Origin of the sequence: Cognatilysobacter tabacisoli (assembly GCF_003586305.1) — a bacterium.
Taxonomy (GTDB): Bacteria; Pseudomonadota; Gammaproteobacteria; order Xanthomonadales; family Xanthomonadaceae; genus Cognatilysobacter_A; species Cognatilysobacter_A tabacisoli.
The window spans coordinates 1,052,166-1,068,954 of the sequence record NZ_QXJI01000001.1; the positions used below are offsets into that span (position 1 = coordinate 1,052,166).

Below are 16,789 nucleotides of genomic sequence, written 5' to 3' on the forward strand. Positions count from 1 at the left end.
GTGTCGGGTTCGGCGCCATCTGACGCCGCCAACACGGCCCGGTCGATTACCCGACGGGTAATGCCACGCGCTCGCGGCCGTCGGCTAAGGTTCGGTCCATGGAGACCTCGCATGCCTCACGCCCGATGCCCGCCGGCCCGCCCCCCGTCGGCCACCTGCTGCGCGACTGGCGCCGCCGCCGCCACCTGACCCAGCTCGAGCTGGCCGAACTGGCCGACACCTCGACGCGCCACGTCAGCTTTATCGAAACCGGACGCTCGCTGCCGAGCCGCACGATGCTGATGCGGCTGGCCGACCGCCTCGACGTGCCGCTGCGAGAGCGCAACGCGCTGATGGCCTCGGCCGGACTGGCGGCGGTGTACCGCGAGCGCCCGCTCGACGACCCGGCGATGGCGACGGTGCGCACCGCCGTCGAGCTGGTGCTGGCCGGGCATGAACCCTACCCCGCGCTCGCCGTCGACCGGCACTGGACCATGCTCGCGGCCAACCGCGCGATCGCGCCGCTGCTTGCCGGCATCGCGCCGGCGCTGCTTGCGCCGCCGGTCAACGTGCTGCGCCTCAGCCTGCACCCCGATGGCCTGGCGCCGCGCATCGCCAACCTCGGCCAGTGGCGCGCCCACATCCTGCTGCGGCTGCGCCACCAGGCAGCCGCGACCGGCGACCCGGTGCTGCAGTCGCTGCACGACGAGATCGCCGCGTACCCGCACCCGGATGTGTCGATCGGCGACGAGCCGCTCGCGTCGGTGGTCGTGCCGCTGCAGCTGCGCACGCCCGCCGGCGTGCTGTCGTTCGTCAGCACCACGACGGTGTTCGGCACGCCGATGGACATCACCGTCAGCGAACTGGCGATCGAGTCGTTCTTCCCCGCCGATGCCGCGACTGGCGCGGCGCTGCGCGCGATGGCGGAGGCCGGCGCATGAGGGCGCGGTCCGTTCTGCTGGCGGCCGCGGCGGCCTGCATCGCGCTGGCCGCGTGCCGCGCGCCGGAGCCGCCGCCGGGCGGCCGGCTGGTCGAACTCGAGCGCATCGACGAGCAGGTCGGCACCGGCGCGCTCGCGGCGCCCGGCAGCGAGGTCACCGTGCACTACACCGGCTGGCTGTACGACGGCCGCGAACCGGACCGCCGCGGCGCGCAGTTCGACAGCTCGCGCACGCGCGGCGAGCCGCTGACGTTCCTGCTCGGCGCCGGCCGCGTAATCCGCGGCTGGGACGACGGCGTGGCCGGCATGCGCGTCGGCGGCCGCCGCGTACTGATGATCCCGCCGGAGCAGGGCTACGGGCGCCGCGGCGCCGGCGACGCGATCCCGCCGCTGGCCTCGCTGGTGTTCGAGGTCGAGCTGCTCGACGTCAAGCCGCGGGATTAGCCCGCATACGGCTGCCGCTCGTCGGAACGTTCAACCAGCTAGTTGACAGTGGCCTGATGCCGGCGCACGCTCAACCATATGGTTGAACATAGCCCCCCGAATCCTCCCGCGCGCGGCACCGACGAGGCCGCCCTCGATCGCGTGTTTCGCGCCTTGGCCGACCCGACCCGTCGCGCGATGCTCGGCCAGCTGGCCGAGCGCGAACGCAGCGTCGGCGAGCTGGCCGCGCCGCTGGCGATGTCGCTGGCCGCCGCGTCCAAGCACATCAAGGTGCTCGAGGACGCCGGGCTGCTGCAGCGCGAAGTCCGCGGGCGCGTGCACGTGTGCCGGCTCGACGCGCGCCCGATGCACGGCGGCGCCGAATGGCTGCGCCACTACGAGCGGTTCTGGAACGCCCGACTGGACCGGCTCTCCGCGCTGCTCGACGCCGACGACGCGGCGGCCGCAGAACGCCCCGCCGGTTCCGCGCCGCAAGGACCCGGCGCCGGCAGACGCAAGCCGTCCGAACCCACCCCGGCGCCGCGCGCCCCGCGCAAGCGCCGCTGACCACCCAGGAGCCTTCGATGAACGCCCTCTCCCCCGACTTCGGCACCCTCGTCGCCCCCGACACGCTGCGCATCGAACGCGTCCTGCCCGGCCCGATCGAGCGCGTCTGGCAGCACCTCGTCGACCCGGAACTGCGCGCCGGCTGGCTCGCCGGCGGCGAGATCGCCGCCGAGGCGGGCGGCACGGTGGCGCTGCAGTTCCACAACGCGACGCTCAGCGGTGACGACGACGATGCGCCGCCGCCGAAGTACGCCGCCTACAACGGCCCGATGCCGATGCGCGGCCGCGTGCTCGCCTGCGAGCCGCCGCACCGGCTGGCGTTTACCTGGAACGAGCCGGAGGACGGCTCGGCCGCGCGCGAGCCGTCGAACGTGACGATCGAGCTCAGTCGCGAGGGCGACCGCGTGCGCCTGGTGCTGACCCACGCCCGGCTTGCCAGCCGCGACAGCCTGCTCGGCGTGGCCGGCGGCTGGCACGCGCACCTGGCGCTGCTCGCCGACCGCCTCGAAGGTCGCCAGGTCGGCGGCTTCTGGCGCCTGCACACCCGGCTCGAGGCCGAGTACGACCGCCGGCTGCCGCGCTGAGCGCGTCGACGCGCCCGCTGCAGACCCAACACGACCCAACGGAGAGACCGCCATGCGCTACAAGGGAAGCTGCCACTGCGGCCGCGTTGCGTTCGAGGTCGAGGGCACGCTCGACGGCGCGACCGCGTGCAACTGCTCGATGTGCCAGCGCAAGGGCGTGCTGATGTGGTTCGTCCCCCGTGCGCAGCTGCACCTGCGCACGCCGGACGCGAACGCCAGCACCTACCTGTTCAACAGGCACGTGATCCGGCACCGGTTCTGCCCGACGTGCGGCATCCATCCCTACGGCGAAGGCGTCGACCCGAACGGCAACGCGGTGGCGGCGATCAACGTCCGCTGCCTCGACGGCGTCGACCTGGACGCGCTGCCGGTCACCCGCTACGACGGCCGGTCGCTCTGAGCGGTGATTGGCCAACAGGCGCGGCGCGGGTCAGGCGGCGTCGACAAGCGGCCTGAGCTCGGGATCGAGCGCGACGCGGCCGTCGAACACGAAGCAGCGGCCGTCATAGCCGTAGCCGCCGACCTGCTCGAAATAGCCGAGGATCCCGCCGTCGAGCTGCAGCAGGTTGTCCATGCCGTCGGCGCGCAGGTGCAGCGCGGCCTTCTCGCAGCGGATGCCGCCGGTGCAGAAGCTGACCACGGTGGCGTCGGCCAGCGCGTCGCGGTGCGGGGCGAGCGCGGCCGGCAGGTCGGTGAAGTTGTCGATCGGCAGCGTCAGCGCGCCGGCGAACGTCCCGTAGCCGAACTCCTCGCGGTTGCGCGTGTCCAGCAGCACCAGCCGGCGGCCGTCGTCGTCGTGGCCCTGTTCGATCCAGCGCTGCAGGTCGGTCGGCGCCACGGCCGGGGCGCGGCCCGCGAGCGGCGAGGCGTCGTCGCGGCGGAACGCGATGATCTCGCGCTTGAGCTTCACCTTGAGCCGCGGAAACGGCTGCGCCACGCTGTCGCTGAACTTGCAGACGATCGACGCGAAGCGCGCATCCGCGCGCAAGTGGTCGAGGAAGCCGTGCACGGCGTCGCCGTCGCCGGCGAGGAACACGTTGATCCCCTCGTCCGCGACCAGCACCGTGCCGCGCAGTTCGCCGGCCTCCGCCCACGCGCGCACGTCCGCCGCCAGCGCGGCCGGGTCGGCGATCTCGACGAAATGGTAGGCGGCGACGTTCAGGACCATGCCGCGCATTTTATCGGCGCCGGTGCGCGTCCGGACGCTCTGGATCGTCCGTTCCCGACCGCGGTTCAGAACGGCATCGGCAACCCGAGGTACGGCGACGCCAGCCAGTACAGGCCGGCCAGCACCACCGCCCACATCAGCAACCTCATGAAGAACCCGGCGACCTTCAGCGCCAGGTACAGCCCGACCACCACCAGTACGATGCCCATCCAGCTCATGCGGCGCTCCCGTCTCGACCAGGCTGCAGCCTACGCGAAGCCGGTCCGCCGGCCTGCGTCGGTAGAATGGCGCGCCCTGCCCGGCCCCAGCCGATGCCCCTCCAGCCCTTCCCTGCGCCCGGCCTCGTCATCGTCGGCGGCGGCCCCGCCGGCCTGATGGCGGCCGAAGTCGCGCGCGCGGCCGGCGTCGAGGTCGACCTGTTCGACGCGAAGGGCTCGGTCGGCCGCAAGTTCCTGATCGCCGGCAAGGGCGGGCTGAACCTGACGCACGGCGAACCGCGGCCCGGCTTCGACGCGCGCTACCGCGAACGCACGCGCGAAGTGGCCGGCTGGCTCGACGACTTCGACGGCGACGCGCTGCGCGACTGGGCGCGCGGTCTCGGCGTCGAGACCTACGTCGGCAGCTCCGGCCGCGTGTTCCCGATCGACCGCAAGGCCGCACCGCTGCTGCGCGGCTGGGTGCGACGCCTGCGCGAGTCGGGCGTGCGCTTCCACGTGCACCACCGCTGGACCGGCTGGGACGACGACGGCGCACTGCGCTTCGACACGCCCGACGGCGAGCGCCGCGTGCGCGCCGGCGCCACCGTGCTCGCGCTCGGCGGCGGCAGCTGGCCGGAGCTGGGCTCCGACGGCGCGTGGGCGCCGTGGCTGTCGGCGCGCGGCGTCGACGTGGCGCCGCTGCAGCCGTCGAACTGCGGCTTCGACATCGGCTGGAGCGCGCACTTCTCGCAGCGCCACGCCGGCGCACCGCTGAAGCCGGTGGTCGCGCACTGGCGCGACGCCGACGGCGAGCACGCGCTTCAGGGCGAATGCGTGGTGACGGCCACTGGCATCGAGGGCAGCCTGGTCTACGCCCTGTCGCCGATGCTGCGCGAAGCGATCGCGCGCGACGGCGAAGCGACGCTCGTGCTCGACCTCGCACCGGGCCGCACGCTGGAGCGCCTCCAGGCGGAGCTGGCGAAGCCGCGCGCCGGGCGCAGCGTCAGCGACCACCTGCGCCGCCAAACCGGGATCGAAGGCGTCAAGGCCGCGCTGCTCTACGAACTGCTCGGCAAGGACGGCGTGCACGACACCGACGCGCTGGCGCGGACGATCAAGCGCGCACCTCTGGTGCTGCGCGCGCCGCGACCGATTGCCGAGGCGATCAGCAGCGCCGGCGGCGTGCGGCTCGAGGCCCTCGACGACGCGCTGATGATGCGCGCGCTACCGGGCGTGTTCTGCGCCGGCGAGATGCTCGACTGGGAAGCGCCGACCGGCGGCTACCTGCTGACCGCGTGCCACGCCAGCGGCGTGCGTGCCGGCCGCGGCGCGGTGGCGTGGCTGGCGCGGCATCGTGACGCGCACGCCGCATCGCAACACCACCCGACCGGCACCTAACTCGACGGGATCGACCGTCGCAGCGTGATGCATTCGACCTGCGCGTCGCCGCCCAGCGTTCCACGTCGCGGGGTGGGTGCCCGCCCGCGCGCCACCTAGACTGGCGGCTTTCCCGCACGAGTTCCGTCGATGGCGCGCCGACTGATCCAGCTGTACCTCGGACTGGCCGCGTACGGCGTCTCGATGGCGATGCTGCTGTACGCGCAGCTCGGCCTGATGCCGTGGGACGTGCTGCACCAGGGCCTGGCGCTCCGCAGCGGCTGGCCGATGGGGCGCATGGCCATCCTGGTCGGCGCGCTGGTGCTGCTGGCGTGGATTCCGATCCGGCAGAAGCCGGGACTCGGCACGGTCAGCAACGTCGTCGTGATCGGTCTGGTGTTCGACGCCACGCTGGCGTGGATCGGCAGCGCGCTCGACGACGCCGGGCTGGCCACGCGGATCGGCCTGCTGCTCGGCGGCATCGTATTGAACGGGCTGGCCACCGCCGCCTACATCGGCGCCCGCTTCGGACCGGGCCCGCGCGACGGGCTGATGACCGGACTGGCACGGCGCACCGGGCGCTCCGTGCGGCTGGTGCGGACCGTAATCGAAGGCAGCGCGCTGGGGGTCGGGTTCGCGCTCGGCGGCACGCTCGGCATCGGCACGCTGGTGTACGCGCTGGCGATCGGGCCGGTGATCCAGGCGCTGCTGCCGTGGTTCGATCGCGCGCCGAAGGTCGCCGCGTCGACCGCGCCGCTGGCGGCCACTGCGGAGTAGCCGACCTCAGCCGGACGTGCCGACCCGGTCGACGTGGCTGTCGACGAGCGTCAGCGTCGGCGCAGCGACCCGGCCGTGCAGCGGCTGGGACGCGGGCGGTGACGCGGGCGCCGCGTCGGCGGGCGCGACGGCCTCGACGACGTGCAGCTCGGCCGGCGCCTGGCGGGCGTCCTGGTGCGCCGGTGCGAACGCGGCGACGCGGTTGCGGCCGTCGCCCTTCGCGCGGTACAGCATGCGGTCGGCGTGGGCCAGCAGCCGGGCCAGTTCGTAGCCCGACTCCACCGTGGAGGTGACGCCGAAGCTGGCGGTCACGCGGAACTGGTGCCCGGTCGAGCGCGTGTCGATCGCGGCCAGGCGCACGCGGCAGTCCTCGGCCAGCCGCACCGCGGCCGCCTTGTCGCAGCCATGCAGCAGGAACGCGAACTCTTCGCCGCCGAGCCTGCCGAAGCGGTCGACGCTGCGCCGGAACTGCTGGCACGTCGCCGCGACCTGCTGCAGCACCCAGTCGCCGGCGTCGTGGCCGAAGCTGTCGTTGATGGCCTTGAAGTGGTCGAGGTCGAACATGATCAGCGCGGCCGATTCGCCGTCGCGCTCGCACCGGCCCAGCGTCTGCGCCGCGCCGTGGTTGAAGTGCCGGCGGTTGCTGGCACCGGTCAGCATGTCGGTGTCGGCCATGCGACGCAGCGACACCTGCACTCGCTTGGTCCGGTACGCCCAGAAGCCGATCGAGCCGATCGCCAGCACCAGCAGCGCGATCGTCAGCTGGTTGTTCGCCGCGTCCTGCTTGTCGAGCCGCTGCTGCAGCATCAGCACCTGGTTCTGCCGATCGAGCAGCTCGATCTGCTGGGTCTTCTGCGCGTTTTCCTGGCGCGCGATCTGGTAGGCCAGCTCGCGCGCCTTGACGTCGTTGAGGTAGGCCTTGTCGGCTTCGGCGTAGCTGCGGTAGTACGACAGCGCGCCGACCGGGTCGCGGCGGCGCTCGGCGATCTCGTAAAGAGTCCGGTAGGCCATCACCAGCGGCAGCGAACTGGCGATGCCGGCGCTCTGCGCCACCGCGGCCTGCGCATGCTGCTGCGCCCCCTGGATGTCGCCCTGCTTCAGCAGCAGCTCGCCGAGCAAGGAGTTCATCTGCCCGATCAGCCACGCGTAGCCGGTGGATTCCGCCTCGGGGATGCTGGCGCGCAGCAACGCGATCGCCTCCGCGCTGCGGCCTTCGTCCGACCAGCGGCGGGCCATCGTGCCGCGCACGAGGTTGGTCACGATCACTTCGCGCAGCGCCCGGCACTGCTCGATCACCGACAGGATCGATGCATCGCCCGCGGGCAGCGTGCCGAGGTGGTACTGCGCCTCGACCCGCAGGTGGCCGGCAAAGCACCGCGCGCGTGGATTCGGCGCGTCGGACAGCGTCTCTTCGGCATGGTGCAGGCCGAGCCGGTACTGCCCGAGCTGGTTGTAGAGGATCGCGGCGGTGTTGATGCCGTCGTGGCGGATGTCCTTGTCGACGACGCGGAAGCGCAGCGGCAGGGTCTGGTCGAGGTAGCGCAGGCCTTCGCCGAAGTTGCGCGTCATCGCGTGGCTGTTGACGACGAGCGAGCCGGCGCGGAACTTCAGGTCGGTGCTGTCGGTCGCGGCGAACAGCGCACTGGCCTCGTCGATCGCGCCGGCGGCGTTGCGGCCGTACGCCAGCAGCGAATACGCCTGCAGGTAGCGCAGCTTCTCCCGCTGCAGCCGGTCGGCCTCGCTGCGCCGCGCGTCGAGTTCGGCCAGCAGCGTCTGGAACGTGCCGACGTCGGCGCTGCGGGCGCGGTCGGCCGCGCGCAAGGTGGTCTCGAAATCCGCCGTCGGCGCAGCCGCGAGCGGCCCGGCGCCCAATAGCGCGAGCACGAACACCCACCGGATCGAGCGGGTGCGCATGGGACGTCCGCTGGCGCCGCGGGCTCAGCCCGGCAGCGGCCCGGACTCCTCCTGCTCATTCGGCACGCCGTCGCCGTCGTGGTCGTCCGGGGTCGATTCGCCCGGCACGTCGTTCTCGGGCATCGCGATGGCGCAGCGCATCGTCGGGCGGCCGTCGAGCAGCGAGTTCAGCGCGGCCGCGTCGCGCGCGCGCAGGGCGCGGGACTGCTCGGCGTCGAGCGCCAGCGCGTCGACCGCGGCGGCGTAATCAGCGGCGGACATCGGCGGGCGGGCGCCCAGCGACTCGAGAAATCCGATCACGTTAGACATCCACTTCCCCTTGGCTCGTTCTGAAGAACGCGGTGGCGGCCGCATCCCCGGCCGCCCGGTCCAGTTGTGCGACGCGGGCCAGCATGGCGTCGTCGCGCTGCATCGGCATCGCCGGCGGAACGACCAGGGTCGTTTCCAGCCGGAGGTCCGCTTCCACCAGCGCCGACAACGCCATCCCCTCGGCCCGCGGCGCCACGATCGGCAGGGTAGCAGCTTCGTAGGCGATTACGCGGTGCTCCGGGGGGTAGTCCCGGCACAGGCGCTCGACCAGCAGGCGGCGGTAGGCAGGCCCGGTGGCGAACCGCCGCAGGGTCCGGTCACCGGCAATGCCCACCTGCCACAGCACGAGGTAGGCCGACGGCTCGATCCGGCGCTGGTAGAACATGAACTGGCTGGCCTCGTAGTGCTGGCAGCCGACACTCCCGGGGTCGATCCCCAGATCCGCATACAGGCAGTCCTCGGCCGAGATTCCCGGCTCCATCCCGGCCTCGAAGCCGGCTGCGCGGGCCTCGGCGATCGCCCGGTGCGGCACCGACGCGAACACGCCCGGATGCCCGTAGAACACCGCGCACACCCGCTTGCCGGCGCGGACCGGCGCGAGGATCGCGTCGACCATGCCGCGGTAGCTGTCGCGGCGGCTCTGGCCCTCGCGCTGGGACTCGTCGTAGAACGGCTGCAGGCTGGTCGCGTCGGGCCGCAGCTGTTGCACCCACAGCTCCACCAGCGCGTCCGACAGCAGCGTGAACACGACTTCGGCGTCGTCGAGGTGGCCGCGCGCGCGCGGCGACAGGTGTGCCCCGAGCATCATCCCCACGCCGACGCACGCCAGCGACCCTTGCGATGCCATCCGCTCCCCCCCGTGCGCGCTGTGCAGCCGGCAATCTAGCGGCCCACCGCGACCACGGCCACCGGCAGGCGGGCGCGAACCGCCGGCCAGCGCTCGGACGTCATCCGGTAGCGCAGTTCGCGTCCCTCGTCGGCGGGGCCCAGCGGCTCGAACGACAGCTGGCACATCAGGCGCACGACGGCGCGGTTCGCCGGCGCGTGTCGGGTCCACACGCTCGCCTTGCCGAGCGCGGCGAACGCGTGGTCGGTCACCGAGGCCAGCGCGGCCACGGCGAGTCCGCGGTTCTGCGCTTGGCGCACGAGCATGACGCCCAGCTCGGCCTCGTCGTCGTGGCCGGGGTGGCGCACCAGCGCGCACAGGCCGACGGCCGCGTGGCCCGGCCCGGGCTCGATCATCCACAGCTGCACACGGGCGTCCGCATCACCCGCCTGCCGGCACGCGATCGCGAACGCGCGACGCACGGCGGCCTGATCCGGCGCCGGGGCGATGTGGCGCATCAGCCGCGGGTCGGTGTACAGGTGCACGTACAGCGCTTCGTCCGCCGCGGTGATCCGGCGCAGGCGCATCGCAGGGCCCGCCATCGGCTCAGCGCTTCTCGGTCACGGCGCGGCGCAGGTTGCGTCGGGCCTGCAGGTCGAAGCGCTCGTGGAAGAACGCGCTCAGGTACAGCCGCTCGCGCGCCAGCAGGCCCTTCAGGAAGCGCCGCCGGTTGAGCCGGTACAGCCACGCCGGCACCCGACCCCGGTACTCGGCGGCGATCGCGCGGTCATAGGCGTCGAACACCTCCGGTTCCGCGCCGAGGATCGCCATGTCGCAGTCGAGGAACAGCGCGGTTTCGGCGTCGACCTCGCTCGCGTCGACGCGGCCGTGCCGCGCCGTCCATTCGATCAGCGCGGCGACGCGGTCGGCATCGACGCCGGCGTCCGGCAGCCAGCGCGCGATGTGCTCGCGCGCGAGGTGGGCCGAACGCGCCTCGTTGTCGCTGCGGCCGGCCTCGTAGATGGCGTCGTGGTACAGCACCGCCAGGCACACCTCGCGCGGATGGGCCCAGCCGGCACCGTCGGCGACGCTGGCGTAGTGCCGCAGCACTTCGTGCACGTGGCCGGCGTTGTGGTACGCCCGCGGCGGCGTGGAATAGGCCGCGTCGAGGGCGGCGCGCTGCGCTTCGGGCAGCGCGATCGGCAGGCCGGTGAACGCGTCGGTCGATGCGCCCATGCCTCAGTCCCGCCGCGCCAGCGCCGCGCGCACGGCCGCCATCTCGACGTCGCGCCCGGCGGCGATGTCGGCTGCGCTCGCGTTCACCAGCACGTCCGGCATGAGGCCGGCATCCGGCGGCTGGCCGGGCGGAAACGTCGCGATCAGCGGCAGGTCGAGCTCGATACCGGTGTTCGGCAGGCGCAGGAAGAAGAACGCGCCGCCGTTGATGCCGCGCTGGTTGCCGCCGGTGGGCTGGCCGACCAGCGTCGCCAGCGCGGCCCGCTGCACCTGATGCGCGAACTGGAACGTCGCCGAGCTGTTGGCGGCGCCGACGAGCACGAACACCGGCCCGGCGTAGCGCGGTGCGCGCGGCGCGAACACGGCCGGCGCGTCGGCGCCGTTGGCGCGCACGAGGCGGTAGAAGCCGTCGCCGACCGGCTGCGCCTGCTCGCCCCAGTCCTTGAACGACGGGTCCCAGGTGTCGAGGTACGGCGCCAAGGCGTCGGGCACCTTGCGGTAGCGCACGCGGCGTTCGGGCGACGGCACCCGCAGTTCGCGTGCGATCAGGTGCGGCAGGATCTCGTCGCCGACATCGAGGCCGCCCTCGTTGCCGCGCAGGTCGATCACCAGCGCGCGCGGCTTCGCGGCGTCGATGCGGGCGAAGCTGTCGCGCAGGAAGCCCTTCCAGTCCCATTTCGAGTCGTACAGCGCCCAGCCCGGCATCGCGAGCACGGCGAGGCCGTCGTCGGTGGTGTCGAACGTCCAGCCGGCGCGCTCCCCGTCCGGGGCTTTCGGCCGCTGCGCGAGCCGGCCGGCCTGGTCGACGGCGTCCACGATCACGGTCCGCGTCGTCCGGCTTCCTGGCGTACGCACCTGCAGCGTCTGTCGCGCACCGACTTGCGGGTGCACCAGCGGCAGGAAGATGTCGAACGTCTCCCATTCGTCGTCGCCCTGCACCGACAGCAGCGAGCGCCGCTTGGCGTCGTTGCTGCCGTCGGCACGCGCGTACGGCATCAACGACGCGAGCAGTTCGGTGGTGTCGATGCCGTCGATCGCCGTCACCGTCGTGCCCGGCGGCAGCACCCGCCCGGCGGTGAAGTCGCGCGTCACCACCATCGCGCCGTCTAGCCAGCGGAAGTGGAACGGCACCCGGTTGCGCCCTTCGAACAGCGCGGCGCGGACCGCCTCGGGCTGGTTGTAGAAGTTCGCGTAGGTGTGCCCGCAGCGCACCGTACCGGCGAACTTCGACAGCGCCAGGTAGGCCTGCGCGAGCGTGCGTTCGCCGGACAGCTCGCGCCGCAACGCGTCGAAGTGGCCGCGCATCTGCTCCGGCGTGTTGTAGCGGTGCAGGCCCGGGTGCAGCGCCTCGTACGCCTGCTGCAGCACATCAACGTCGCCCTGCAGTGCGTCTGCACTGAACGTGGTATTGGCGGACAGCTTCGGCGCGACTGCCGACGGCGCTTGGGCGCGCAGCGGGGCGGCCAGCAGCAGCGCGACGGCACAGGCGACGGCGATGCGCATGGTGCGGAATCCCCCGGGGCGTGGTGCCGCAGTGTAATCCCGGCGCGCCGGCGCATCCGCGTCCCGGCGCCGTGCGTAATCCCTGCGTCACCGCCGCTTGCCCGGAGCATCGCCGTGCACCGACTCCTTCGATTCGCGGTCCCCGCCCTGCTGCTGCTCCTCGCCGGCTGCGGCCCGCTCGGCAACCCGCGCGAACCGATCCCGACCGCGACGTTTCCGGCGCGAGAGCCGGCCCAGCGGCTGATGGTCGTGCTGCCCGGGCGCGGCGACGATCTCGCCGCACTGCAGCGCGCCGGCATCGTCGACGCGGTGCAGGAGGCGTGGCCGGATGCCGACGTGGTGCTGGCCGAGCTCGCGATCCGCTACTACATGGACGGCGACGGCCCGCGGAAGCTGCACGAGCAGGTGATCGTGCCGGCGCGGGCGCGCGGCTACCGAGAGGTCTGGCTCAGCGGCGCGTCGATGGGCGGCATGGGCACCCTGCTCTACGACCGCGCCTACCCGGGCGAACTGACCGGCATGGTGCTGCTGGCGCCGTACATCGGCGACCGCGCGATCCTCGAGCAGATCAGCGACGCCGGCGGCATCGCCGCGTGGGACCCGGGTCCGGCGCAGGCCATCGGCCCGGACAACTGGCAGCACGAACTGTGGCGCCACCTGCAGGGCTGGTCGCGCGAGCCGGCCCGCGCGCGCAACGTGTGGCTGGCCTATGGCGACCGCGACCGGCTGCGTCGCGCGATGCCGGTGATCGAGCCGCTGCTGCGCCGCGACCAGGTGCTCGTCCGCGACGGCGGCCACGCGTGGTCGGTGTGGACCCCGGCGATGCGCGAGGTTCTGATGCGGGCCGAGCGCGGCCGCGACAGCGCCGCCCGCTGATCAGCGCGTCGGCGGCCGCCCGCGCGGCGTGCCCTTGCGACACGCGTCCGAGCAGAACTTCACGTGGGCCCAGTCGCGTTCCCACTTCTTGCGCCACGCGAACGGCCGCTGGCAGGTCGGGCAGGTCTTGGTCGGCAGTTCTGACTTGCGCATCGGCACAGGGTAAGGCGCTTTGGCCGTGCCGGCCGATCGCGCGTGCGACCGGCCGGCGCCGCCTCGGGCCTCAGCGCTTCCACATCCGCGCGGTCCGCGCCGGCAGCTGGAACGTGTAGGTCGAGCTGGAGATGTTGACCACGCTGCCCGAGCCGAGCACGTCCGTGTAGTTGCTGTACCACCACAGCACGCTGTTGTTCATGTTGACGCTCGCGCTGACGGTGGAACCGCACTTGTTGATGCCGACGATGCCGCGGCTGCCGCGGCGGAAGATCAGGTGGCAGGCGCCGTGCGACAGCACCTGCATGTCGTCGCCCTGCACCGCATTGTGGAAGCCGACCATCTGCGCCAGGTCGGTGCGCTGCCAGGCGTTGACCCAGCGGTTGTCGCCGCTCTCGTTGTTGTCCGAGTACAGCAGCGGCGTGCCGCCGTTGCGCCCGATCACGTACGCGTAGGCGAGCTTCTCGTCGGTCGGGTCCAGGATCAAGTAGCGGAAGCCGCCGTTGTTCGGGATGTCGTGGGTCACCGTGAACGTCACCGCGCGCGCGCCCGGCAGCGCCTGGCCGTACGCGCCCGGGTCGACCAGCTGGCTGAGGCTGCCGCCGTAGCCGAACGCGGTGCGCACCTGGTTGAACAGCGGGAAGTCGTACGCGCCGTGGTCAGTGTTGGCCAGGTACGGCGCGAGGAAGCCGTCGTACTCGCCGTTGCCGGCGCCGCCGCTGGTGATGATCTCGCCGAACACGTGCATGCCGGACTTCAGGTCGGCCGTCAGCACCGCGTTCAGATGCGAGACCGGCATGTGCTTGGCCGCGTCGATGCGGAAGCCCTTGACGCCCAGCGCCTTCAGCGCGGACAGGTACGCGCGCTGCTGGCCGATCACCCAGCTGTTGGCGACCAGGTCCGGCAGGCCGGCGTCGCCGCTGCCGCCGCACAGCCGCCAGTTCTGCACCTGCCAGACATCGTTGTAATTGCCGATGCACGTCGCCGGCCCGAAGTCCGACGCGCCGAGGAAGTTGGCCGACAGGTTGCCGAACAGGCGGATCTCGCCGTAGCGGGTCGGGTTCGACGCGTAGATGCCGAGCACGCGCGAGCCCGGGTAGTTCAGGTCCGACCGCTGCGCGGACTCGTTGGCCATGTGGTTGAGGATCACGTCCGCGTAGACGCGGATGCCGCGCGCCTGCAGCGCAGACACCATGCTGGCGAAGTCGTCTGTATCGCCGAGCGGGTTGTCGATCAGCCGGTAGTCCTGCGGCTGGTAGCGGGCCCACCACTGCGAGCCCTCCGAACGGTACGCCGGCGCCACCAGCACCGCCCGGTAGCCGGCCGACTGGATCTGCGCGGCGCGCGCCTCGACCGTCGCGTACGGCCAGTTGAAGGCGTGCAGGATGACGTCCGCGCGCGCGGCGCCGACGCACGCGAGCAGCACCAGCAGCAACGTCGCCGCAGCCCATCGTTGCAGCGGCCTGCGCGGCAGGTCCGGCGCGCACGGCGCGATCGAAACGGCAGGGGCAAGCGTCGGGTGAAGTGGGCGCAGGGCGCCGTTCGCAGCGGTCGACATCGTGTCGGTCTCCGGGTCAGGGGGACGCGTTGCGTCCCGGGGTCCATCCATCGGGTCCGTGCGTCGCGCGGTGCGCGCACGGCGGTCGGCGGGTGCCGGCCCTGACCGCCGCCTCCCGTCGATGCGGCGATCGCGGACGATGCTAGGAGCGCATCGCGCTGCAACACGCGTGGGCTGCATACGTATTCATTGCGGCGACGTCACGTTCCGCGCGACGACCGCATGTTCCGCGGCGCGATCACGGGGCCGCCACTACCGCCCGGCGACGCTTGCTGTCACGCGCGTAGCTTCCCGCGCGCGCGACTCCCACCACGAACGAAGGACCGAACGCATGAAGACCCTCATCGCCCTGCTGCTCGCGCTGGCCGCGCCGGTCGCGATGGCGCAGTCCGGCGCCGGCGCGCCGAACGCGCCGGTGGCCGACCTCGACCTGGAGCGCTACGCCGGCCAGTGGCACGAGATCGCGCACCTGCCGATGTTCTTCCAGCGCCAGTGCGTCGACCGCATCACCGCGACGTACACGCGCCAGCCCGACGGCACGATCGAAGTGCGCAACGCGTGCCGGACCAAGGACGGCGACATGGACGAGTCGACCGGCGTGGCGCGTCCCGTCGACGGCGCGCCCGGCGCGCTGCAGGTCCGATTCGCGCCGGGCTTCCTGTCGTGGCTGCCGATGGTGTGGGCCGACTACTGGGTCATCGACCTCGATCCCGAGTACCGCTGGGCCGTCGTCGGCGGACCCAGCCGCAAATACCTGTGGGTGCTCTCGCGCGAGCCGTCGATGGAGCGTGCGCAGTTCGAACAGATCACCGCGCGGGCCCGGGCCAAGGGCTACCCGGTCGACAGGCTGGTGATGGCGGCGCCGCTGCGTTGAGGCGCGGCGCGCGCGTCCACCGCGCGCTCACCCGTGCGCTGCAATCGTCCACGCACTGACCGGATCCGAGAGACACGATGCCCAGCAACCGACGACTGCTGTCCACCGCCGCCCTCGCCGTCATCGTGTGCGGCATGACCGCCTGCGAGGGCGACCGCACCGACCCGCCGCGCGAGCTGCCCAATCCGTCGCTGCCCCAGTCGACGCCGGCCGCACCTGCGCAGCGCGTGCCCGCCGCCGAGCCACCGCGCAGCGATGCGCCGGCGCCGCCCGAGGCGCCGGCCACGCCGTCGGCGACCGTCCCGGCCGCTTACCTGGGCGAATGGCAGCGCACCGGCACGTCGTGCGCGACGCGCGACGAGACCCGACTGCGCATCGAGGCGCAGCGGGTGACGTTCCACGAGAGCAGCGGCACCGTGCAGGCCGCCGACGCGGAGGACGGGCGCCTGACGCTGACGCTGCGGATGACCGGCGAAGGCGAGACCCGCGACGCGACCTACCGCTACGGCCTGTCGAACGACGGCCGCTGGCTCACCGACCTGGAAAACGACCTCGTCCGCGAGCGCTGCCCCTAGCGCGCCTGTTCCAGCGGAGATGCGACCATGGCGAACACGAAGACAAGCAAGCCGGCCCGGCGCGCGACCAAGAAGCCCGCGCAGCGCGCGGCGAAGGCGACATCACCGGCGCCCAGCGCGCGCACGCGTCAATCCGGGCCCGGCAGCGAACGCCGGATGTCGCCGGCCCCCGAGGTAATCCGCGACGGCTACGTCGGGTCGGGCAAGCTGGCGGGCAAGGTCGCGCTGGTGACCGGCGGCGACAGCGGCATCGGCCGCTCGATCGCCGTGCACTTCGCGCGCGAGGGCGCGGACGTCGCGATCCTGTACCTCAGCGAGGATGCCGACGCGCGCGACACGGCTGCGCTGGTCGAGGCGGAGGGCCGCCGCTGCCTGCGGCTGCGCGGCGACGCCAAGCGCGAGGCCCGCTGCCGCTCCGCGGTCGAACGCACGGTGCGGACGTTCGGCCGGCTCGACGTGCTGGTCAACAACCTCGCCGAGCACACGCCGCAGGACTCGCTCGACGCGATCACCCCAAGCCAGCTGCGCGACACGTTCGAGAACAACGTCTACCCGTACTTCCACATCACCCGCCACGCGCTGCCGCACCTGCGCCGCGGCGCCTGCATCATCAACACCGGCTCGGTGACGTCGTTCCGCGGCAGCGACCACCTGATCGACTACGCGTCGACCAAGGGCGCGATCGAGACGTTCACCTATTCGCTGGCCAAGAACCTCGTCGAGCGCGGCATCCGCGTCAACGGGGTCGCGCCGGGGCCGATCTGGACGCCACTAATCGCGTCGAGCTTCACCCCGAAGGAGCAGCGCGCGTTCGGTCGCAACACGCCGATGAAGCGGCCGGGCCAGCCGAGCGAGCTCGGCCCGGCGTACGTGTTCCTCGCCTGCGACGACAGCAGCTACGTCACCGGGCAGTTCCTGCACGTCAACGGCGGCGGCTTCATCGGATGAAGCCG

22 protein-coding genes are annotated in these 16,789 nt (G+C 72.6%); 11 read left to right on the forward strand and 11 right to left on the reverse strand.

Annotation, left to right across the window (positions count from 1 at the left end; all coding sequences use genetic code 11):
- Positions 1-125: 125 nt before the first annotated feature.
- The 5 genes from D3A60_RS09370 (at position 126) to D3A60_RS09390 (ending at position 2,893) form a co-directional block, all read left to right on the forward strand.
- On the forward strand, positions 126-920 hold the full coding sequence (locus D3A60_RS09370) for a helix-turn-helix domain-containing protein (protein ID WP_196778699.1): 795 nt from the start codon (positions 126-128) through the stop codon (positions 918-920).
- Positions 917-1,363, forward strand: a complete 447-nt coding sequence (locus D3A60_RS09375; RefSeq protein WP_119718406.1) for an FKBP-type peptidyl-prolyl cis-trans isomerase — start codon at positions 917-919, stop codon at positions 1,361-1,363. Before D3A60_RS09370 ends, D3A60_RS09375 begins: the two co-directional genes overlap by 4 nt.
- 78 nt (positions 1,364-1,441) lie before the next feature.
- Entirely contained in the window at positions 1,442-1,909 is a 468-nt protein-coding gene (locus D3A60_RS09380; RefSeq protein ID WP_119718407.1) for an ArsR/SmtB family transcription factor, read from the forward strand.
- A 17-nt stretch (positions 1,910-1,926) separates the two neighbouring features.
- Positions 1,927-2,493 (forward strand): SRPBCC family protein, encoded by a 567-nt coding sequence (locus tag D3A60_RS09385; RefSeq protein ID WP_119718408.1) that lies wholly within the window; start codon positions 1,927-1,929, stop codon positions 2,491-2,493.
- A gap of 52 nt (positions 2,494-2,545) precedes the next feature.
- Positions 2,546-2,893: a GFA family protein gene (locus D3A60_RS09390; protein ID WP_119718409.1), complete on the forward strand. Its 348-nt coding sequence runs from the start codon at positions 2,546-2,548 to the stop codon at positions 2,891-2,893.
- A gap of 30 nt (positions 2,894-2,923) precedes the next feature.
- On the opposite strand, the gene D3A60_RS09395 is transcribed toward D3A60_RS09390, so the two are convergent.
- Together D3A60_RS09395 and D3A60_RS14515 are read right to left on the reverse strand one after the other, a co-directional pair.
- Positions 2,924-3,661 carry a sulfurtransferase gene (locus D3A60_RS09395; RefSeq protein WP_119719064.1) on the reverse strand — a complete coding sequence of 246 codons (738 nt, stop codon included), beginning with the start codon at positions 3,659-3,661 and terminating at the stop codon, positions 2,924-2,926.
- Positions 3,662-3,726: 65 nt separating this feature from the next.
- Positions 3,727-3,879: a hypothetical protein gene (locus D3A60_RS14515; protein ID WP_157981449.1), complete on the reverse strand. Its 153-nt coding sequence runs from the start codon at positions 3,877-3,879 to the stop codon at positions 3,727-3,729.
- Between the two features lie 93 nt (positions 3,880-3,972).
- Here D3A60_RS14515 and D3A60_RS09400 point away from each other — a divergent pair, with 93 nt between their 5' ends.
- Positions 3,973-5,256, forward strand: coding sequence for a TIGR03862 family flavoprotein (locus D3A60_RS09400; protein ID WP_119718410.1), 1,284 nt, complete (start codon positions 3,973-3,975; stop codon positions 5,254-5,256).
- 129 nt (positions 5,257-5,385) lie between these two features.
- Complete coding sequence (gene yczE, locus D3A60_RS14520) at positions 5,386-6,012, forward strand: membrane protein YczE (protein ID WP_157981450.1); 627 nt, start codon at positions 5,386-5,388, stop codon at positions 6,010-6,012.
- A 6-nt stretch (positions 6,013-6,018) separates the two neighbouring features.
- On the opposite strand, the gene D3A60_RS09415 is transcribed toward yczE, so the two are convergent.
- From D3A60_RS09415 to D3A60_RS09440, 6 genes are read right to left on the reverse strand one after another with little or no spacing between them, the layout of a single operon-like run.
- Complete coding sequence (locus D3A60_RS09415) at positions 6,019-7,926, reverse strand: sensor domain-containing diguanylate cyclase (RefSeq protein ID WP_119718412.1); 1,908 nt, start codon at positions 7,924-7,926, stop codon at positions 6,019-6,021.
- Positions 7,927-7,950: 24 nt separating this feature from the next.
- A complete protein-coding gene (locus D3A60_RS09420) occupies positions 7,951-8,235 on the reverse strand; it encodes a hypothetical protein (RefSeq protein ID WP_157981451.1) in 285 nt (94 codons plus the stop codon).
- Complete coding sequence (locus D3A60_RS09425; protein WP_119718414.1) at positions 8,228-9,082, reverse strand: SAM-dependent methyltransferase; 855 nt, start codon at positions 9,080-9,082, stop codon at positions 8,228-8,230. Before D3A60_RS09425 ends, D3A60_RS09420 begins: the two co-directional genes overlap by 8 nt.
- A gap of 35 nt (positions 9,083-9,117) precedes the next feature.
- Positions 9,118-9,663, reverse strand: coding sequence for a GNAT family N-acetyltransferase (locus D3A60_RS09430; RefSeq protein WP_119718415.1), 546 nt, complete (start codon positions 9,661-9,663; stop codon positions 9,118-9,120).
- A gap of 4 nt (positions 9,664-9,667) precedes the next feature.
- Entirely contained in the window at positions 9,668-10,297 is a 630-nt protein-coding gene (locus D3A60_RS09435) for an HD domain-containing protein (protein WP_119718416.1), read from the reverse strand.
- Positions 10,298-10,300: 3 nt separating this feature from the next.
- Entirely contained in the window at positions 10,301-11,800 is a 1,500-nt protein-coding gene (locus D3A60_RS09440) for a S41 family peptidase (RefSeq protein ID WP_119718417.1), read from the reverse strand.
- Positions 11,801-11,914: 114 nt separating this feature from the next.
- Between D3A60_RS09440 and D3A60_RS09445 the strand changes: the two genes are divergently transcribed.
- A complete protein-coding gene (locus D3A60_RS09445; protein WP_119718418.1) occupies positions 11,915-12,676 on the forward strand; it encodes an alpha/beta hydrolase in 762 nt (253 codons plus the stop codon).
- On the opposite strand, the gene D3A60_RS09450 is transcribed toward D3A60_RS09445, so the two are convergent.
- Positions 12,677-12,829 (reverse strand): DUF2256 domain-containing protein, encoded by a 153-nt coding sequence (locus tag D3A60_RS09450; RefSeq protein WP_119718419.1) that lies wholly within the window; start codon positions 12,827-12,829, stop codon positions 12,677-12,679.
- Between the two features lie 70 nt (positions 12,830-12,899).
- Positions 12,900-14,387, reverse strand: coding sequence for an alpha-amylase family protein (locus D3A60_RS09455; protein WP_119718420.1), 1,488 nt, complete (start codon positions 14,385-14,387; stop codon positions 12,900-12,902).
- Between the two features lie 331 nt (positions 14,388-14,718).
- Here D3A60_RS09455 and D3A60_RS09460 point away from each other — a divergent pair, with 331 nt between their 5' ends.
- On the forward strand, positions 14,719-15,261 hold the full coding sequence (locus D3A60_RS09460; RefSeq protein WP_119718421.1) for a lipocalin family protein: 543 nt from the start codon (positions 14,719-14,721) through the stop codon (positions 15,259-15,261).
- A 77-nt stretch (positions 15,262-15,338) separates the two neighbouring features.
- Positions 15,339-15,836: a hypothetical protein gene (locus D3A60_RS09465; protein ID WP_119718422.1), complete on the forward strand. Its 498-nt coding sequence runs from the start codon at positions 15,339-15,341 to the stop codon at positions 15,834-15,836.
- Here the strand turns inward: D3A60_RS09465 and D3A60_RS14765 are convergent.
- Positions 15,833-15,961 carry a hypothetical protein gene (locus D3A60_RS14765; RefSeq protein WP_269203664.1) on the reverse strand — a complete coding sequence of 43 codons (129 nt, stop codon included), beginning with the start codon at positions 15,959-15,961 and terminating at the stop codon, positions 15,833-15,835. The genes D3A60_RS09465 and D3A60_RS14765 overlap by 4 nt on opposite strands.
- A 31-nt stretch (positions 15,962-15,992) precedes the next feature.
- Between D3A60_RS14765 and D3A60_RS09470 the strand changes: the two genes are divergently transcribed.
- On the forward strand, positions 15,993-16,784 hold the full coding sequence (locus tag D3A60_RS09470; protein WP_231120455.1) for an SDR family oxidoreductase: 792 nt from the start codon (positions 15,993-15,995) through the stop codon (positions 16,782-16,784).
- Positions 16,785-16,789: the final 5 nt, after the last annotated feature.

What these genes read in the sequence shown, in the direction of transcription:
- D3A60_RS09370 (WP_196778699.1), top strand. Translation starts at nt 126, where the DNA reads ATGCCCGCCGGCCCGCCCCCCGTCGGCCACCTGCTGCGCGACTGGCGC.
- D3A60_RS09375 (WP_119718406.1), top strand. Translation starts at nt 917, where the DNA reads ATGAGGGCGCGGTCCGTTCTGCTGGCGGCCGCGGCGGCCTGCATCGCG.
- D3A60_RS09380 (WP_119718407.1), top strand. Translation starts at nt 1,442, where the DNA reads ATGGTTGAACATAGCCCCCCGAATCCTCCCGCGCGCGGCACCGACGAG.
- D3A60_RS09385 (WP_119718408.1), top strand. Translation starts at nt 1,927, where the DNA reads ATGAACGCCCTCTCCCCCGACTTCGGCACCCTCGTCGCCCCCGACACG.
- D3A60_RS09390 (WP_119718409.1), top strand. Translation starts at nt 2,546, where the DNA reads ATGCGCTACAAGGGAAGCTGCCACTGCGGCCGCGTTGCGTTCGAGGTC.
- D3A60_RS09395 (WP_119719064.1), bottom strand. Translation starts at nt 3,661, where the DNA reads ATGGTCCTGAACGTCGCCGCCTACCATTTCGTCGAGATCGCCGACCCG.
- D3A60_RS14515 (WP_157981449.1), bottom strand. Translation starts at nt 3,879, where the DNA reads ATGAGCTGGATGGGCATCGTACTGGTGGTGGTCGGGCTGTACCTGGCG.
- D3A60_RS09400 (WP_119718410.1), top strand. Translation starts at nt 3,973, where the DNA reads ATGCCCCTCCAGCCCTTCCCTGCGCCCGGCCTCGTCATCGTCGGCGGC.
- yczE (WP_157981450.1), top strand. Translation starts at nt 5,386, where the DNA reads ATGGCGCGCCGACTGATCCAGCTGTACCTCGGACTGGCCGCGTACGGC.
- D3A60_RS09415 (WP_119718412.1), bottom strand. Translation starts at nt 7,926, where the DNA reads ATGCGCACCCGCTCGATCCGGTGGGTGTTCGTGCTCGCGCTATTGGGC.
- D3A60_RS09420 (WP_157981451.1), bottom strand. Translation starts at nt 8,235, where the DNA reads ATGTCTAACGTGATCGGATTTCTCGAGTCGCTGGGCGCCCGCCCGCCG.
- D3A60_RS09425 (WP_119718414.1), bottom strand. Translation starts at nt 9,082, where the DNA reads ATGGCATCGCAAGGGTCGCTGGCGTGCGTCGGCGTGGGGATGATGCTC.
- D3A60_RS09430 (WP_119718415.1), bottom strand. Translation starts at nt 9,663, where the DNA reads ATGGCGGGCCCTGCGATGCGCCTGCGCCGGATCACCGCGGCGGACGAA.
- D3A60_RS09435 (WP_119718416.1), bottom strand. Translation starts at nt 10,297, where the DNA reads ATGGGCGCATCGACCGACGCGTTCACCGGCCTGCCGATCGCGCTGCCC.
- D3A60_RS09440 (WP_119718417.1), bottom strand. Translation starts at nt 11,800, where the DNA reads ATGCGCATCGCCGTCGCCTGTGCCGTCGCGCTGCTGCTGGCCGCCCCG.
- D3A60_RS09450 (WP_119718419.1), bottom strand. Translation starts at nt 12,829, where the DNA reads ATGCGCAAGTCAGAACTGCCGACCAAGACCTGCCCGACCTGCCAGCGG.
- D3A60_RS09455 (WP_119718420.1), bottom strand. Translation starts at nt 14,387, where the DNA reads ATGTCGACCGCTGCGAACGGCGCCCTGCGCCCACTTCACCCGACGCTT.
- D3A60_RS09460 (WP_119718421.1), top strand. Translation starts at nt 14,719, where the DNA reads ATGAAGACCCTCATCGCCCTGCTGCTCGCGCTGGCCGCGCCGGTCGCG.
- D3A60_RS09465 (WP_119718422.1), top strand. Translation starts at nt 15,339, where the DNA reads ATGCCCAGCAACCGACGACTGCTGTCCACCGCCGCCCTCGCCGTCATC.
- D3A60_RS09470 (WP_231120455.1), top strand. Translation starts at nt 15,993, where the DNA reads ATGTCGCCGGCCCCCGAGGTAATCCGCGACGGCTACGTCGGGTCGGGC.